Consider the following 16110-nt stretch of genomic DNA (forward strand, 5'->3'; position numbering starts at 1 on the left):
CGAATTCGGCCTGCACGAGCCCGAGGCGGCAGGTAAAAACACCTGCCGCCTGACGGGTACAACGTTGAGTCGGGTTAGAGCGCCTTGGCCCTGTCGCGCAGGACGTACTTCTGGATCTTGCCGGTGGACGTCTTCGGCAACAGGGTGAAGATCACCGTACGCGGGACCTTGAAACCGGCCAGGTGTTCGCGGCAGAAACCGATGATGTCGGCCTCGCGCACGTCCTGGTGATCGGCCTTCAAGGTGATGAAGGCGCAAGGGGTTTCCCCCCATTTTTCATCGGGACGGGCCACGACGGCCGCTTCCATCACGCCCGGGTGGCGATAGAGCACGCCTTCGAGTTCGATGGTGGAAATGTTCTCGCCGCCGGAAATGATGATGTCCTTGAGCCGGTCCTTGATCTCGACATAACCGTCGGGATGACAGACCGCCAGGTCGCCGGTGTGGAACCAGCCGCCTTCAAACGCTTCGGCGGTGGCGGTCGGGTTTTTCAGGTAACCCTTCATCACGGTATTGCCGCGCATGAAGATCTCACCGATGGTCTGCCCGTCCCGCGGGGTCGGTTCCAGGGTCTTCGAGTCCGCGACCATCACGCCTTCGAGCGTCGGGTAGCGCACGCCCTGGCGGGATTTGACCTGCGCCCGTTCGTCCAGCGGCAGTTTGTCCCATTCGGCATGCCAGGCGCAGAGGGTCACTGGGCCATAGGTTTCGGTCAGGCCATACACATGGGTGACCTTGATGCCCATTTCTTCCACGGCACCGATCACCTTGGCCGGCGGTGCGGCGCCGGCGACCATGGCGTTGACCGGGTGATCGATGGCCGCCTTCGCCGACTCCGGCATGTTGACCAGGGCATTGAGCACGATCGGCGCAGCACAGAGGTGAGTGACCTGGTGCTCACGGATCAGCGTGAGGATTTTCTGCGGATCGACCCGGCGCAGGAACACATGCACACCGGCCAGCGCGGTGATGGTCCAGGGGTAGCACCAGCCGTTGCAGTGAAACATCGGCAGGGTCCAGAGGTACACCGGATGGTTGCCCATGGCCCAGGTCATCTGGTTGCCCAGGGCGTTCAGGTACGCACCGCGATGGTGGTACACCACGCCCTTGGGATTACCGGTGGTGCCGGAGGTGTAGTTCAGCGAAATGGCTTGCCATTCGTTCACCGGCCAGTGCCAGTCGAACGCCGGGTCGCCCTCGGCCAGCAGCGCTTCATAGTCCAGGTCGCTGACGGCCTCGCCTTCACCGTACTCGGGATCATTGACGTCGATGACCAGCGGCGGGTGATCCAGCATGCCGATCGCGGCGTGAATCACGCTATGGAACTCGCGGTCGGTGATCAGCACCTTGGCCTCGCCATGCTGCAGCATGAAGGCAATGGCTTCGGCATCCAGGCGCACGTTCAGCGGGTTGAGCACCGCGCCGATCATCGGCACGCCGAAGTGCACTTCCAGCATCTCGGGAATGTTCGGCAGCATCACTGCCACCGTGTCGTTCTTGCCGATGCCGCGCCCGGCCAGCGCCGAGGCCAGGCGCCGGCAGCGGGTGTAGGTCTGGGCCCAGGTGCGACGGATCGAACCGTGGATCACGGCAGGGTAGTTGGGGTAAACGCTGGCGGTGCGCTCGATGAAGCTGAGCGGAGACAGGGCAATGTGATTGACAGCCGCAGGGCCTAGCCCTTGTTCATAGATCGACATGTACGGGTACTCGGTGGCTGATTGTTAGCTCTATGGTGGTCCTGCAGCGGTCCCGCTGAGGTCACCTTTTATGTCCGGTGTGCTTTATATAACATTCCTCCATAGATATGGAAGTACAACCTATAGCGTATAGTAAATATACTATACCTGATTCTTGGGGTTCTAAATGAATGCGGCCTAACCCCTCAAGGTCGGTATATCCTTGGCTTCCCTGACGAAGGACCCGTGATGACCCTGACCCCCGTTCGATTGCACAGCTGGTTGCGCCTGCAGCGTGAAGGTGTGTCCCTGGCCGCCCGGGCCGATGCCTTGTGCCGTGCGTTGCAGGAGTGCCCCGAGGTGCGCCGGGCGGTTTATCTGAGCTGGCAAGCCAAATCGCGGATCTACAGTCACGAAGGTGCCGCCCAGCATTTTCCACCGGGCCTGGGTGACCCTTCGCAAGCCAGCGATCAACGGCTGTTCGAGCGCCTGGTCGAGGCGGGGCGGCTGGATCTGGCGCAAGTGCGGCAACTCGATTGCTGGATGGCCGGCCGGCTGCGTCGGGCCGCCATCAGCCACGGCCAGGTATTTGACCTGGCCTTGCAGCCGGATCAGCCGGGGTTGTTGCTGGTGGAGGTGTGCGAGGGCGTGAGCCTTGACTGGCTGGGTTGGGTCCAGGATTTGCTGACGACCTTGCTCAGCAGCGTCAGCGGCATGCTGCGCGGCTCGCCGCTGTTGGGCCACGATCCGCAACCGAGTCTGTTGCTCGATGCCCGGGGTCGGCCGCTGGAGTTCAATGCGGCGCTGCTGGCGCTGCTCGCGGAAAAGCCGCTGACCGAGCTGCCGGGCTTCCTGCCGGTGAATCATCGGGTGCTGGTGCGCGCCTGTCTCGACCAGCAACGCGCCATCGAAGGGGTCGAGGCCCAGTTCGAAGCGCAGATCCTGATCTGGACCTTTATCCCCGATCCCCAGGACAACCGCGTACTCGCCCGTTGCCGCGACGCCACTGCGCAAGTGCTGGCCGAGCGCGAAGCGACCAAGGCGCGCCGGCTGTACCGGCTGATCATCGAGAACACCACTGACCTGATTTCCCGGCACACCCCGGACGGGCGCTTTCTCGATGCATCGCCGGCGTCCTGGACCTTGCTCGGCTACTGGCCCGAAGAGTTGCGCGGGCAAATGGCCCAGGGCCTGTTCCATGGCCAGGACCTGGCCAGCCTGGTGCAGCGCGCGCGCGATGCCCTGGAGCAGGACGGTTACCACACCATGACCTATCGCATCCGCCATCGGGACGGGCACTACCTGTGGTTCGAAACCGCCAGCCGGGCGATCCGGGAAACCTACACCGGTGCGGTGGTCGAAGTGGTCAGCGTCTCCCGGGACATCACCGCCCGGGTGCAGGCCGAGGAGAACAAGCGACGCCTGGCCGAAGTGGTCGAGGTCAACACCGATCCGGTGCTGTTCATCGACCCCGAGGGGCAAGTCACTTATCTCAACCCGGCGGCCCGGCGTATCCTCGGGGTCGACGAGCAACAGCCGATGCCGACCCTGGCGCAGTTGTTCGCCAGCAGCGACCTGGCCCGCCTGCAACGCGACGGCTGGAGCGGCGCCGAGCGCAACGGGGTGTGGAGCACCGATGCCCGCTTGCAACCTCCGGGCGGCGGCACGTCGGTGCCGGTCTCGCTGGTACTGCTGGCGCACCGTTCCGCCGGCGGCGAGCGCTATTACTCATTGGTGGCGCGGGACATGACCGAGCGCGAACTGCGCGAAGTGCAACAGCGCCGCCATCAGGACGAACTGGCACACACCGCGCGGCTGGTGACCCTGGGGGAACTGGCCTCGGGCATCGCCCACGAAATCAATCAGCCGCTGGCGGCCGTGGTCAATTATGCCAACGCCAGCCAGCGCTATTTGCAGACGCTGGACTCCAACCCCCAGGCCGCCGCCAGAGTCGCCCAAGGCCTGGAACGCATCACCCACCACGCGACCCATGCCTCGGAAGTCATCCGGCGTCTGCGGGCCTTCCTGCGCAAGGGGCAGCGGCGCATGCAGGCCCTGAATTTCACCGACGTCGCCCGCGAGGCCGTACGCTTGTGCGCCTGGGAAGCGAATAATTGCCAAGTGACAATCGAGGATCGACTGCCGGATAATCTGCCGCCGGTTTACGCCGACCGGGTACTGCTGGAGCAGGTCTTGCTCAATCTGCTGCGCAATGCGATCGACGCCAACCGCGAACAGCATCCGGGGCAGCCTTCGCTGATCGTGATGGCGGCCGGGCAGGGCAGTGGCGCAACGGTGGAAATCAGCGTGCAGGACCAGGGCCCCGGCGTCAGCGAGCCGGAGCTCGAGCAGATCTTTACCCCGTTCTATACCAGCAAGCCCGATGGCCTGGGGCTTGGGCTGTCCATGAGTCGCAGCATCATCGAAGGTTTCGGTGGCGAGTTGCAGGCCCGCCGCCAGCCGGTCGGGCTGCTGATGTGTTGCCGCTTGCCGCTGGCCGGTCCGACAAAACAACAACAGGAATAATGCAATGGCAGGTGCGACTGAGCACGTGGTGTATGTGGTCGACGACGATCAAGGCATGCTCGATTCAACGGTCTGGCTTCTGGAATCGGTGGGGCTCAAGGCGTTGCCGTTTACCAGTGGCGCGGCGTTTCTCAATGCCTGTGATGCGGGTCTCGATGCCTGCGTGCTGCTCGACGTGCGCATGCCCGGCATGGGTGGCCTGAACGTGCAGGAAGAAATGCGCGCACGGGAGCTGAACCTGCCGATCATCTTCGTCAGCGGTCACGCCGATGTGCCGATCGTGGTTCGAGCGTTCAAGGCCGGTGCCCATGACTTCATCGAGAAACCCTACAACGAGCAATTGCTGCTGGACAGCGTGCACCAGGCCCTCGGCAACTGCGCGGCCAACCGCTCGGGCAATCAGGGCCACGACGCCTTGCAGGCGCGCCTGCTCACCCTGACGCCACGGGAGCGCGACGTCTTGTTGCCGCTGGTGCAGGGCTACACCACCCGCGAAATCGCCGAGCAACTGGGGGTGAGCGCCAAAACCGTCGACCTGTATCGCTCGCGGGTGATGAAGCGCATGCAGGCCAGCACCTTGCCGGACCTGGTGGGCATGGCGATCGCCGCGCAGCTGGTCAATCCATTGAAGCTGCGTTGAGACCGCGCATTTTCCATCGAGGGTCTATGCTGGGCTAACCGATCCCCTACCTTGCAGTGATCTGCAATGAGGCATCCATGGAGCCCACGTCCATCTCCGAAAAGACGTTCACCCGCAGTATGCTCGATGTGCTGATTCGATTCGGGCTGATTCTGGTCCTGGTGCTGTTCTGCTTCGAGATATTCAGCCCGTTCCTCGATCTCATCCTGTGGTCGGTGATCCTCGCAATCACCCTTTACCCGCTGCAAGTGCGGCTCAGGGAACCGCTCGGCGATAAAGATGGGGTGATTGCCACGCTGATCGTGCTGGTTGCCATCATGATCCTCGTGGTGCCGATCTACCTGTTGGGGGTCTCGATTGCAGATTCGGTCGAACACGCCATGGCGATCGTCAAGGGGGGCGATTTCCATATTCCGCCACCCGCCGAATCAGTCGCCGGTTGGCCGTTGATCGGCGAGCCGCTATCGGCCCTTTGGCTACAGGCTTCCACCAACCTTCCCGACCTGGCCGCGAAGTACCTGCCGCAGATCAAACACGCCAGCCTGGGCCTGTTGAGCAAGCTGGCCGGCGTCGGCATGGGTTTACTGATGTTTATCTTCGCCTTGATCATCGCGGGGATCGTCATGGCCTATGGCGAGAGCGGGTACCGCAGCTCGGTGCAAATTGCATCGCGCCTCAGCGGGCCGGAAAAGGGTCGGCAAATTGCCGCACTGTGCACCTCCACGATCCGTGCGGTGGCGCTGGGGGTGGTCGGCATCGCCTTCATCCAGATGCTGCTGGTGGGCCTCGGATTTGTCTTCAAGGGTGTCCCGGGTGCCGGGCTGCTGGCGTTGGCCGTGCTGTTGCTGGGCATCATGCAACTGCCGGCGACCCTGATCACGCTGCCGGTGATTGCCTTCGTGTTCGCCACCGAAGGCGCCAGCACGGCGACGATCGTCTTCGCCATCTATGTCTTCGTCGCCGGCCTTGTCGATAACGTGCTCAAGCCATTGCTGCTGGGCCGCGGCGTCGATGTACCGATGCCGGTGATATTGATCGGCGCGCTGGGCGGCATGGTCACCAGCGGCATCATCGGGCTGTTCATCGGTCCGGTGGTGCTGGCGGTCGGGTATCAATTATTCTGGCAATGGGTGCAGGACAAGCCGCAGGCGTGAGGAGGGCAGTCACCATGAGCGAGCCGCATCAGGATCTGCTGGACGAGGTACTGCGCGCCCATGGCGGCCTCGAGCGCTGGAAGGCCTTCAGTCAGGTGCGCGCCACTATCGTGACCGGTGGCTCGCTCTGGCCCATGAAAGGCCTGACCCAGGACAGCGCACCCCGCCAGATGACCGTCTGGCTGCATGAACAGCGCGCCTCGGTGACGCCTTTCGGCGGCCCTGATCAATTGACCGCCTTCTCACCGGACCGAATTGCCATCGAAAAAACCGACGGCACGGTGATTGCCGAGCGATCCGCGCCCAGGGAATCCTTCCGCGATCATGGCGAAAACAGCCCCTGGGATCCGCTGCACCGTGCGTACTTCAACGGTTACGCGCTCTGGTCTTACCTGACCATGCCTTTCCAGTTCACCTGGCCGGGCGTGGCCATCGAAGAAATCGAACCCTGGCAAGAGGGAACCCATCACTGGCGACGCTTGCGGGTGACCTTTCCCGAGCACATCGCCACCCACTGCGCGGTGCAGGATTTCTACTTCGGCGAGGACTTCCTGCTGCGTCGCCACGACTACAAGGTGGACATCAGCGGCGGCTTGCCTGCCGCCCAATATGTAGGTGACTACGTCGAGGCAGACGGGCTGCGCATGCCCGGCAAGCGGCGCGCCTATCGACGCGGGCCCGATGGTCAGGCCGACACCGGGGCCTTGCTGGTGGCGATCGACCTCAGTGACATCGCCTACTCGTAGTGCAACGCGGAGGAATGAATCATGAACCTGCATGCCTGGGAAAAACTCTACCTCGATGACCTGAGACTGGGTCAGGTATTTGACAGCGACCCTGTGCGCGTCGAGCGCGAGGCGATGTTGGCGTTTGCCCGGGCGTTCGATCCGCAACCCTTCCATCTCGATCCTGAAGCGGCCAGCCTGAGCCTGTTCCGCGGCCTGGCGGCCAGTGGCTGGAACACCGCGGCCCTGACCATGAAAATGCTGGTGGACAGCGTGCCGCTGGCGGACGGGATCATTGGCCTGGGGATCGAACTGAGCTGGCCGACGCCGACTTATCCGGACGACGTATTGCGCCTCAAATGCACCGTGCAGGCGATCGAGCCGTCCGCGTCCAAACCGGATCGGGGCGTGGTGACGATGCTGATGGAAACCCTCAATCAGAACGACAAGGTGGTGCAGCGGGCGACGGGCAAGTTGCTGGTGTTCAATACCCCGGCGCCGGATTGAGCAGGCGCTTCACAGGTGTTGCTTGAGGTATTGGGCAAATTCCCGTGCCAGCTGCGAGGGCTCTTCCTGGGTGGGCAGCAATAGCGCGATCTGGTAGTGGATAGCCGGTGAGAATGGCTTCAGGACCAGATCGCGGGTGAAAGGCAGGCTGACCACCGGATCGACGATCCCGACCCCCAGGCCCGAGCGGACCAGCTCGCAGGCCGTCGAAAAGAATTCGGTCTCCGCCACCACGTTCCAGGTTGAACCGTACGCCGAAAAAGCCAATGCCAGCTGCTGGTAGATCGGGTCGCCCTTGAACAGCGAAACAAAGGGCACGCCGTCCAGATCCGCCGGGGTAATCACCTCCCGTTCGGCGAGGGGATGTCCGATCGGCACCATGCACTGGCATTCATAGGAAATCACCTGCATGTTCGAAGTCGGGTAGTCCAGGGGCAGCTCGGCAATGGCCATGTCGAATTGCTGGGTCGTCATCAGTTCACGCACCGACTGCGAGTTACGGGTGATGATCTTCAGCTCAAGCCCCGGACGGTCTTTCGCGAATTCGGCCATCAACCGGGGCAGCAGGCTGATCGAGATGCTGGCGTAGGCGGCGATCGCCAGATGGCCACGTTTGCCGGTTCGAATTTCCTTGGCGATGCGGTTGGTTTTCTCCACCGCCTCGAGCGCCCGTTCCGCCTCGACGAAAAACAGCCGTGCCTCGGGGGTGGGCTGCAGGCGACCGCCCTTGCGCACGAACAGCTTCAAGCCCGTCTCGTGCTCCAGGTTGGCAATGGTGCTGCTGATGGCGGGCTGGGAAATGCTCAACAGCGCCGCTGCACGGGTCATGGTGCCGTGGATCATCAAGGTTCTGAAGCACTCGAGCTGGCGGATTCGCATGGGCCACCCTATAGATTTGGCTTATACCGAGGCCACTTTATATTATTGGTTTGCGCTTTTCCCCTGTGTTTTCCTTGATTGCAGGCACCCAGCCCCTGACAAAGAGGAGAACAAGGCATGACTACAATGACGTCGATTCAACCCGGTACACGGATCCGCCTGCCGGCCCGGCGCGGTGTCGCGATCAGGCTTGAACAGGGGCAAACCCTCACGCTGATCAATACCCATGGCCAGCAGGTCGTGGACACCTGGGCGTTCAACCCGGATGACCTGCGCGAAGCCATGTCGATGGAACACAGTCGGCCTTTCTGGTTGAAGCTCAACCCGCGCCAGGGTGACAGCCTCGTCACCAACCAACGGCGCAAAATCCTCACCCTTACCGAGGACACCACCCCCGGCGTGCACGACACGCTGGTCGCCGCCTGCGACCCGACTCGCTACCGGCAACTGGGAGTGGTCGGCCATCACGACAGCTGCAACGAAAACCTGTTCCTGGCCCTGGATGCCCTTGGCCTGGCGGTTGCCGAGACACCAAGCCCCTTGAACCTGTTCATGAACGTTCCGGTGCATCAGGATGGGCGGATCGAGTTCGCGGCGCCGGTCAGTGAGGCCGGGCAGTACGTCTGCCTCAAAGCGGAAATGGACGCCATCGTCGTGCTCTCCGCCTGTCCCCAGGACATCACGGCCGTCAACGGGATGTCCCCCCAGGATGTTCACTACAGCATCAGCTGATGTTGAATAATGCCTGCAGGCCAGCACCACGTCAGACGTCCGGAGAATGCCATGCGCAAGATACCCCCGTTGAATTCCGTGCGAGCCTTCGAGGCTGTGGCACGTCACCAGAGTTTTTCCGCTGCGGCGAACGAGCTCTCCGTCACGGTCGCCGCGGTCAGCCATCAAGTCCGGCAACTGGAAGACGGATTGGGACAAAAGCTCCTGGAACGGGGCCGCACGGTGACCCTCACCGGCGCAGGCAAAGCCATCTACCCGCTGTTGCGCGACGGCTTCGACCAGATTGCCCAGGCGTTTGCCCAGCTGGGTGCGCCAAAGGCGGGTGATGCCATTCAGGTGTCCACCACGCGTGCGTTCGCCGAGCGCTGGCTGATGCCGCGCCTGGCCAGGTTCAATGCGGTCTATCCGAACATAATGGTGTCGATTCATGCCTCGGAGAAAGTCGTGGACCTGCGCGAGGAGACCGTCGACCTGGCGATTCGCTACGGTCCCAACGATGCCGACGGGCGCGGGCCAGAATTGTTCGAGGACAGGTACGTCGCGGTAGCGGCCAACAGCATCTGTCCGGCCGGGCGCACCCCGACGATCGACGACTTCCACAACCGCTCGCTGCTGGCATTCAAATGGAAGAATCAGGCGCTGCAAGCACCGTCATGGTCAACCTGGCTGGCCCGGGTCGAACACGATAGCTCGCGGGATTTGCGCACCTCCTGGTACAGCGAGGAAACCCTGGCGCTGCATGCCGTCGAGCAGGGGCTGGGGCCGTTGCTGTGCAGCAATGTGCTGATCGACGACGAGCTTCGCAGCGGACGAATGCGTCGAGTGGAAGGGCCGAGCTTGCCCGGGTTCACTTACCATCTGATCGAAGACACAAGGTCGGTTCCACGCCGCAGCCTTGCGCTGTTCAGGGACTGGTTGCTGGACGAGGCCAGGTCATTCCGGGAGAACACCCTGGATGACCTGGCCGGACAGCAGATAGCGCTTACCTCCTGACACCGGCTGCGCGCAGGCTCCTTGTCTCGAGGTTGACGCTGGCAAACAGGGCGGTCAAACCAGCGAAAACCGGGTTTGTCGGGCTTCGATCATTTGCCTGGCCAGGACCGGGACGGCATCGAAAGCGTCGGCGATCGAGGCTTCGTGGCGCGCGTCGCCAAATTCCTGGTAATCGATGGCGATGACATGGGTCTCGTTGACGCCCAGGTAGTGGGCGCAGGTCTGGATGTGGGGGTCCAGGTGGTTCATCTTTTCCCGAGCGCCGCCTGGGCCAAAGCCGAACTCGCCCCGGGAAGATAAAACGACCAGCTTCTTGCCGCTCAGGACCGGTTCCAACGGATAGTCACCCCGGCCCAGATCAAAGGTGAACGTCTTGCCGATGCGAATCACTTTGTCGAACCAGGATTTGAGCGCGGCCGGCATGCCGTAGTTGTACATCGGGGTACCGATCACGATGACGTCGGCGCGCTCGATCTCATCGATCAGTTGATCCGAGAGCCGCAGCTCCTCGCGTTTTTCGGCGGTCATGTGTTCTTCGGGGGTAAAGACCGCGGCGATCCACTCCTGGGTCACGAAGGGCGGAGGGTTGAGCCCGACGTCGCGAACAATGACGTGTGTCCGGTGATCGCGCTCAACCCAGGCCTCGACGAATGCCCGGGACAATTTACGGCTCAGGGAACGATCGGTTCGTGCGCTGGCATCGATATGAAGAAGGGTGGTCATGTGCAGATTCCTGTTAGGCCCGAGGCCCGGTTGCCTCGGTGACTGCAACAAGTTGGCCACGACCCTGGAGGGTCCGGCTATTGACATTTATTTGAGCGGCGTCAAATAAAACTCAACGAGCGAGTTTGATTTGCCGAGTCGGGTTCAATCCTCTGTGCCCCCTGTAGGAGCTGGCTTGTCGGATCGCCGCACCGCAGCGAAAGCGGCAGATCAGTCAATATATTTATGTCTGAACGATCGCTTTCGCTGGCGAGCCAGCTCCTACAGATGCTGCATGTTCGGGGTGAACTGCGCAATTAAGTAATACTTGAAGTGACAACTTTTCTAAAGAGCGGTTTAGTTATTATCAATTACCTAAACCGACCGTTCTCGCTTTAATGACTCGGGGCGATTCACGGGGTCGCCGGTCAGCGAGGAAAACAATAATGTCTATGCGTCGCAAGTCTGAAAAAAGTTTAATCAACGAGGCCAACTATGATGCCCTGGGCATTGAGCCGGTGCCCGATAGCCAACGCACTTCAACGCCGCTGGACCAGTTCTGGATCTGGGCCGGCGCGAATGTGGCGCCGATCAACTGGGTGCTGGGAGCAATCGGTATCCAATTGGGTTTGAGCCTGATTGAAACCCTGCTGGTGATCGTGGTCGGCAACCTGCTGGGCGCCGCCTTGTTCGGCGCCGTCTGCATCATGGGGCACCGTACGGGCGTGCCGCAGATGGTGCTGTCCCGGCTGGCGTTCGGCCGCCGCGGTGCCTACCTGCCGACGATCATGCAGGTGCTGATGCCCATGGGCTGGGTGGCCACCAACACCTGGATCGTCCTGGACCTTGCGGTCGCCGCCCTGGACAGAATCGGCATCAGCGGCGGCATGGAGCTCAAGTACGGCATCGCGTTGATCGTCATGCTGCTCCAGGTCGGCATCGCCGCCTGGGGCTTCAACGCCATCAAGTGCTTCGAGCGCTACACCATGCCGGTGATCCTGCTGATCATGGTGGTGATGACCGTGCTGGCGTTTACCCACGTCGATATCCAGTGGCAGGCCTCGACCACCGCCGGCCTCGGCAAGCTGTCGGCCATGAGCAGCCTGATGACGGCTATCGGCATTGGCTGGGGCATTTCCTGGCTGGTGTACGCCTCGGACTACACCCGGTTCACCCAAAGCAAACTGTCTGACGGCCAGGTGTTCCGCTCGACCTTTCTCGGCATGTTCTTGCCCACCGTCTGGCTGGCCTTTCTCGGTGCGGCGATCGCCTCGGCCGGCGCGGGCTCGGACCCTGCGCAACTGATCGTTGCGGTGTTTGGCACGATGGCGCTACCGGTGCTGCTGGTGCTGTTACATGGCCCGGTCGCCACTAACATCGTGGTCATCTATTCGGCGGCACTGGCCACATTGTCGCTGGACCTGCGAGTGCCACGCTGGATGGTGTCGACGGTCTCGGGGGTGGTGGCGCTGTTCATGCTCTATCTGTTCCTGCAATCGGGCGAGTTCGTGCACGCCTTTGAAAACCTGATGGTGTTTTTCGTGGTGTGGATCAGCCCCTGGGCCGGCATCACCCTGGTGGACTTTTTCCTGATTCGCCGTGGCCAGGTCGATCTGCAGTCGCTGTATTGCCATCACACGGACAGTGCCTGCACGGATATTAACTGGAGAGGAGTATTTGCCCTTGCAACAGGCGTACTGGCGGCATGGTTATTTCAAGTGGGCACCATTAAATCGCTACAAGGCCCCTTTGCAATGGCACTTGGCGGGATTGACTTGTCCTGGCTGGCCGGGTTTGGTGTGGGCGGTGGGATTTACTACTGCTTGCACCGTTCACGGCGAACGGAAGTTGTTCGCTCATCACTTGTAGCCAAGTAATTGTCAGCGTTGTGTAACCATTAAATGATTGAAGAGGTAAGTACCCCATGTTTCATCTTGAACAAACCAATGTACTGACGGCGTTGAATGCCGGAGCCGAAGTCGATGCGTTCCTTGGTAACGTCGTGGAGATCGCGATCGTGACCCGTGATCACCAGCGCACCATGGACGGATTGCTCAAGCTGGGGATCGGCCCATGGCGGGTCTACACCTTCAGTCCGCACAACACCGACAACCAGACTTACCATGGCGAACCCGCCGAATTCGTCCTGAAAGTCTGCTTCGCCCAGTCCGGCAACATGGTCTGGGAGTTGATGGAGCCGGTTTCCGGGCCGACGATTTTCGCCGATTTCCTTGAGCGACACGGCGAAGGCATCCAGCACGTCGCCTACGACTGCAACAACATCCCGTTCGAAGATCGCATCGCTGAACTGACCCGTCGCGGCTTCAAGTGCGTGCAGTCGGGTTCCTGGATGGGCGTGAATCATTTCGCGTTCTTCGGCACCGAGGCGGATACCACCACCGTCTTTGAAACCTATGCGTTTCCTGCCGATTGGGATTACCCGGAACCCGAGTCCTGGTATCCGCCGCGAGCCTAGTCAACGCGGCCTCGTCTCGGCGCTGATGGCGCTGAGACGCTGGACGTCTGGAACCGAGATCGGGAGTACTGCCTCATGAATACTGTACGGATGGATAATCTCAGCTGGGTCGACTACGAGCGCCAAGTGCAAGCAGGCGCCGTGGTCTTTCTGCCCATCGGAGCGACTGAACAGCACGGCCCGCATTTGCCTCTGGGTACGGATGCCTTGCTGGCCAGCGCCATCAGTGAAGATGTGGCCAGGGTCATCGACGGCGTCGTCGCCCCGGCGTTGGCCTATGGCTACAAGTCCCAGCCCAGATGCGGAGGAGGGCAGCACTTCTGCGGCACCACCAGCGTGGATGGCGCCACCCTGATCGCCATGGTCCGCGACGCCGTACGCGAATTCCATCGCCATGGCGTGAAGCGCCTGGTGCTGGTGATCGGTCATTATGAAAACCAATGGTTCGTCACCGAGGGCATCGACCTGGCCCTGCGCGATATCGGCCCGGATGCCAGACTGCAAGTCATGCGCCTCGAGCACTGGGAGTTTGTCCGATCACAGACCCTCGACAGGATCTTCCCGGACGGCTTTCCCGGCATCGCGCTGGAACATGCCGCCGTCATCGAGACCTCGATGATGCTGCACTACCATCCGCATCTGGTGGCGCTGGACCAGATCCCGGACCACGGGCCAGCGCAATTTCCGGTTTACGATATGTACCCGACGCGAACCGAATGGGTGCCGGAAAGCGGCGTGCTGTCATCGGCCCGGGGCTCCAGCGCCGACAAGGGCAAATGGCTGGTGGAGGATGTCATCGGCGGGATCGTCCAGGCGGTACGGTTTGAGTTCGGACTCGAGCCGTAGGGAGATATCGGGTATTGGCACAAGCCTGGTGGCGATGACTGCCTCCAGGCATCGGTGCAGCAATTCCATCGCCGCCGAGCGGCCGTATCGCCGAGCATCGAGACAGCCTATACTTCATTTGACTGAAAAAATAATTCATTTGAATGGAGTGCTCATGAACGCTTCGACCGCTACTCGGCGTCCGGCAGCAAAGAAGGATGAATCCAGTGAAATCGGGATCGCTGCGTTTTGGCGTTTCAGTTTCAATCGAGAACTGCTCAAGGACTCGGAGCGCTTGCAGCAGATCAAGATGGGTTTTCCAGCGTCTCTGGTCCAGGCTCTGCGCCAGACCTTCGACCTGCAGGAGCGCAGTGTTGAAACGCTGCTCAATGCCTCGATCTCTACGCTCGAAAGGCGTCGGCGTGAGCAAAAAAACCTGGATTCTGTCGCTTCCGAGCGTATTGATCGCATTGCCACGGTCTCTCATCTGGCCGAAGAGGTGTTCGAGGATAAAGCCAACGCTGCGCACTGGATGTCGATGCCGAACAAAGCGCTCGGCGGCACTGCCCCGATCATGCTCTGCGAAACCGAGATCGGTGCCAGGCAGGTTCGGCGTGTGCTTCATGCCCTGGAGTGGGGCGGCGCGGCCTGATGCGGGCCTGGCGCATCGCGAAGGCGAAACGTGCGACCGATCTTTCGGGTATGGGGGCCGCTATCGAGGGAGGGCGCTGGAATGATCAGGATGTACCCGCCGTCTACATGGGACTGACGCCGGCAATCTGCTGTCTGGAAACCTTCGTCCACGCCGGGGGTGAACCGACATTCCCGATGAAGATCACCTGCTTCGAACTGCCCGACGATCCCGCGCTGTTTTTGCAGCCGGATCCGACGACGTTGCCGGAGGGTTGGGCGAGCCTTCCCGCCGACCGCCCAAGCATGGATTTCGGTACCGCCTGGCTGAGGGCGAACACGCACTTGGGCCTGTTCGTTCCTTCTGCCGTGCTGGCTCTGGAACGCAATGTGGTGATCAACCCCCATCACCCGGCGGTGAATGAGATCAAAGTGGTCGAGGTGTACGATTTCATGTACGACCCCCGCATGTTCACTTGAGCCGCTCAAGTATCGCCTTGCCCACGTCCAACGCCGAGGCAGGGTTTTGCCCGGTCACCAGTTCGCGGTCGACGACCACGTGTGAGGTCCAGGGTGAGGTGTTGCTGCTGTAGATGCCTCCGGCTTGTTCCAGGGCGGTTTGCGGATAGAACTTCATCGCGCCGCCATTCAATAACCCCTTGGCCAGTTCTTCTTCCTGATTGCTGATGACCGTGAATGTATAGCCGGCGTAAGTCCAGCCGCGGGGCGAGGCCTTGTCACCGGTTTCCAGTCTGATCGACTTCCTTGTCCGAGAGGTGGTGGACCAGGCCTGAGCTCGGACGCCATGCGCTTCCGCTTGTTCCCAGTATGGAATTGGTTTCACAAGTTAAATGAACGTTTGCCTGCTTATTGCCGCCTTTCACCATGGAGCGCTTGTGATATTTTTTCACTAATCAATGAGTGGGAGTCAGACGTGGATAACAGAGCAGGCGAGATGCAGGTATTTGTACGGGTCGTTGACGCCGGCAGCTTTTCGCAAGCAGCGCGGCAGATGCTGATGACACCTTCAACGGTCAGCAAACTGATCGTTCGACTGGAACTGCGCCTGGGTGTTCGTCTGCTTGAGCGCTCGACACGCAAGCTGTCGCTGACTGATGAAGGACGCATCTACTACGAACGCAGTAATGCCTTGCTGACTGAACTCGACGATGTCGAAAGGGTGTTGGCCCAAGGCGCTCAGAAAGCACGCGGAACCGTACGCATCAATGCCTCGGTCGCCTTTGGCACCCTGGCGATCGAACCTAATTTGCCGGCCTTTTGGGAAGCCCACCCGAACATTCAGATCAACCTGTCCTTATGCGATGACATCGTTGACATGTAGAGTGGCCGCATCGTTGATCGCATCGTGCAAGGCAACCTGCAGGCGAACAATGGCGAGACGGTGCGGCGCATGGCGATTGCCGGCGTCGGCATTGCCCGATTGGCGGACTTTCACATTGATGAGGATCTGGCCACGGGGCGCCTGGTCGAAGTGCTTGCGCAAACCGGGCATGACTGCGAGGAAGTCCATGCGCTGTATCAGGGAGGGCAGCATGTGCCCCAGCGTATCCGGACATTCCTCGACTTTATGGTGCCGCGTTTGCAGGCTTTCATGAACCGCGGGTGAATCCGCGGCTGTCGTCAG

General features: G+C 61.3%; 17 protein-coding genes and 1 pseudogene. 14 read left to right on the plus strand and 4 right to left on the minus strand.

Annotated features, from left to right (window positions below):
* Window positions 1-74: 74 nt before the first annotated feature.
* Window positions 75-1697, minus strand: a complete 1623-nt coding sequence (locus tag F8N96_RS11515) for an acyl-CoA synthetase (RefSeq protein WP_150767801.1) — start codon at window positions 1695-1697, stop codon at window positions 75-77.
* Between the two features lie 228 nt (window positions 1698-1925).
* On the opposite strand from F8N96_RS11515, the gene F8N96_RS11520 reads away from it, so the two are divergent.
* From F8N96_RS11520 to F8N96_RS11540, 5 genes are all read left to right on the plus strand, one after another.
* A complete protein-coding gene (locus tag F8N96_RS11520) occupies window positions 1926-4202 on the plus strand; it encodes a PAS domain S-box protein (RefSeq protein WP_150797904.1) in 2277 nt (758 codons plus the stop codon).
* 4 nt (window positions 4203-4206) lie between these two features.
* Window positions 4207-4842 (plus strand): response regulator transcription factor, encoded by a 636-nt coding sequence (locus tag F8N96_RS11525; protein ID WP_150797905.1) that lies wholly within the window; start codon window positions 4207-4209, stop codon window positions 4840-4842.
* Between the two features lie 77 nt (window positions 4843-4919).
* Complete coding sequence (locus F8N96_RS11530; RefSeq protein WP_150797906.1) at window positions 4920-5996, plus strand: AI-2E family transporter; 1077 nt, start codon at window positions 4920-4922, stop codon at window positions 5994-5996.
* A 14-nt stretch (window positions 5997-6010) separates the two neighbouring features.
* The gene (locus F8N96_RS11535) at window positions 6011-6742 is read left to right on the plus strand and encodes a hypothetical protein (protein ID WP_150797907.1); all 732 of its coding nucleotides are present in this window, start codon (window positions 6011-6013) and stop codon (window positions 6740-6742) included.
* Between the two features lie 21 nt (window positions 6743-6763).
* The gene (locus F8N96_RS11540; RefSeq protein WP_150797908.1) at window positions 6764-7228 is read left to right on the plus strand and encodes a MaoC family dehydratase; all 465 of its coding nucleotides are present in this window, start codon (window positions 6764-6766) and stop codon (window positions 7226-7228) included.
* A 9-nt stretch (window positions 7229-7237) separates the two neighbouring features.
* Here the strand turns inward: F8N96_RS11540 and F8N96_RS11545 are convergent, their stop codons facing one another.
* On the minus strand, window positions 7238-8107 hold the full coding sequence (locus F8N96_RS11545; protein WP_150797909.1) for a LysR substrate-binding domain-containing protein: 870 nt from the start codon (window positions 8105-8107) through the stop codon (window positions 7238-7240).
* 117 nt (window positions 8108-8224) lie between these two features.
* On the opposite strand from F8N96_RS11545, the gene F8N96_RS11550 reads away from it, so the two are divergent.
* Window positions 8225-8839 (plus strand): DUF1989 domain-containing protein, encoded by a 615-nt coding sequence (locus F8N96_RS11550; protein ID WP_150797910.1) that lies wholly within the window; start codon window positions 8225-8227, stop codon window positions 8837-8839.
* A gap of 51 nt (window positions 8840-8890) precedes the next feature.
* Entirely contained in the window at window positions 8891-9832 is a 942-nt protein-coding gene (locus tag F8N96_RS11555; RefSeq protein WP_150797911.1) for a LysR substrate-binding domain-containing protein, read from the plus strand.
* 54 nt (window positions 9833-9886) lie between these two features.
* Here F8N96_RS11555 and F8N96_RS11560 read toward each other — a convergent pair whose 3' ends face one another.
* The gene (locus F8N96_RS11560; RefSeq protein ID WP_150797912.1) at window positions 9887-10555 is read right to left on the minus strand and encodes an FMN-dependent NADH-azoreductase; all 669 of its coding nucleotides are present in this window, start codon (window positions 10553-10555) and stop codon (window positions 9887-9889) included.
* 425 nt (window positions 10556-10980) lie between these two features.
* Here F8N96_RS11560 and F8N96_RS11565 point away from each other — a divergent pair, with 425 nt between their 5' ends.
* From F8N96_RS11565 to F8N96_RS11585, 5 genes are all read left to right on the plus strand, one after another.
* Window positions 10981-12411: a purine-cytosine permease family protein gene (locus F8N96_RS11565; protein ID WP_150797913.1), complete on the plus strand. Its 1431-nt coding sequence runs from the start codon at window positions 10981-10983 to the stop codon at window positions 12409-12411.
* A gap of 47 nt (window positions 12412-12458) precedes the next feature.
* Window positions 12459-13010, plus strand: a complete 552-nt coding sequence (locus tag F8N96_RS11570; protein ID WP_150797914.1) for a VOC family protein — start codon at window positions 12459-12461, stop codon at window positions 13008-13010.
* Window positions 13011-13085: 75 nt separating this feature from the next.
* Window positions 13086-13856 (plus strand): creatininase, encoded by a 771-nt coding sequence (locus F8N96_RS11575; protein WP_150797915.1) that lies wholly within the window; start codon window positions 13086-13088, stop codon window positions 13854-13856.
* A gap of 154 nt (window positions 13857-14010) precedes the next feature.
* Entirely contained in the window at window positions 14011-14487 is a 477-nt protein-coding gene (locus F8N96_RS11580; protein ID WP_150797916.1) for an antitoxin Xre/MbcA/ParS toxin-binding domain-containing protein, read from the plus strand.
* Window positions 14487-14945 (plus strand): RES family NAD+ phosphorylase, encoded by a 459-nt coding sequence (locus F8N96_RS11585; RefSeq protein WP_150797917.1) that lies wholly within the window; start codon window positions 14487-14489, stop codon window positions 14943-14945. Before F8N96_RS11580 ends, F8N96_RS11585 begins: the two co-directional genes overlap by 1 nt.
* Here F8N96_RS11585 and F8N96_RS11590 read toward each other — a convergent pair.
* A pseudogene (locus F8N96_RS11590) lies at window positions 14938-15192 on the minus strand (type 1 glutamine amidotransferase domain-containing protein); the annotation flags it as partial. The gene F8N96_RS11585 and the pseudogene F8N96_RS11590 sit on opposite strands and share 8 nt — an antisense overlap.
* A 207-nt stretch (window positions 15193-15399) precedes the next feature.
* Between F8N96_RS11590 and F8N96_RS35340 the strand changes: the two are divergent.
* Entirely contained in the window at window positions 15400-15807 is a 408-nt protein-coding gene (locus tag F8N96_RS35340) for a LysR family transcriptional regulator (protein WP_224789513.1), read from the plus strand.
* 24 nt (window positions 15808-15831) lie between these two features.
* Window positions 15832-16092, plus strand: a complete 261-nt coding sequence (locus tag F8N96_RS35345; RefSeq protein ID WP_224789514.1) for a LysR substrate-binding domain-containing protein — start codon at window positions 15832-15834, stop codon at window positions 16090-16092.
* The last annotated feature ends 18 nt before the right edge of the window (window positions 16093-16110 follow it).

This window comes from Pseudomonas fluorescens, from assembly GCF_902497855.1.
Classification (GTDB): Bacteria; Pseudomonadota; Gammaproteobacteria; order Pseudomonadales; family Pseudomonadaceae; genus Aquipseudomonas; species Aquipseudomonas fluorescens_BI.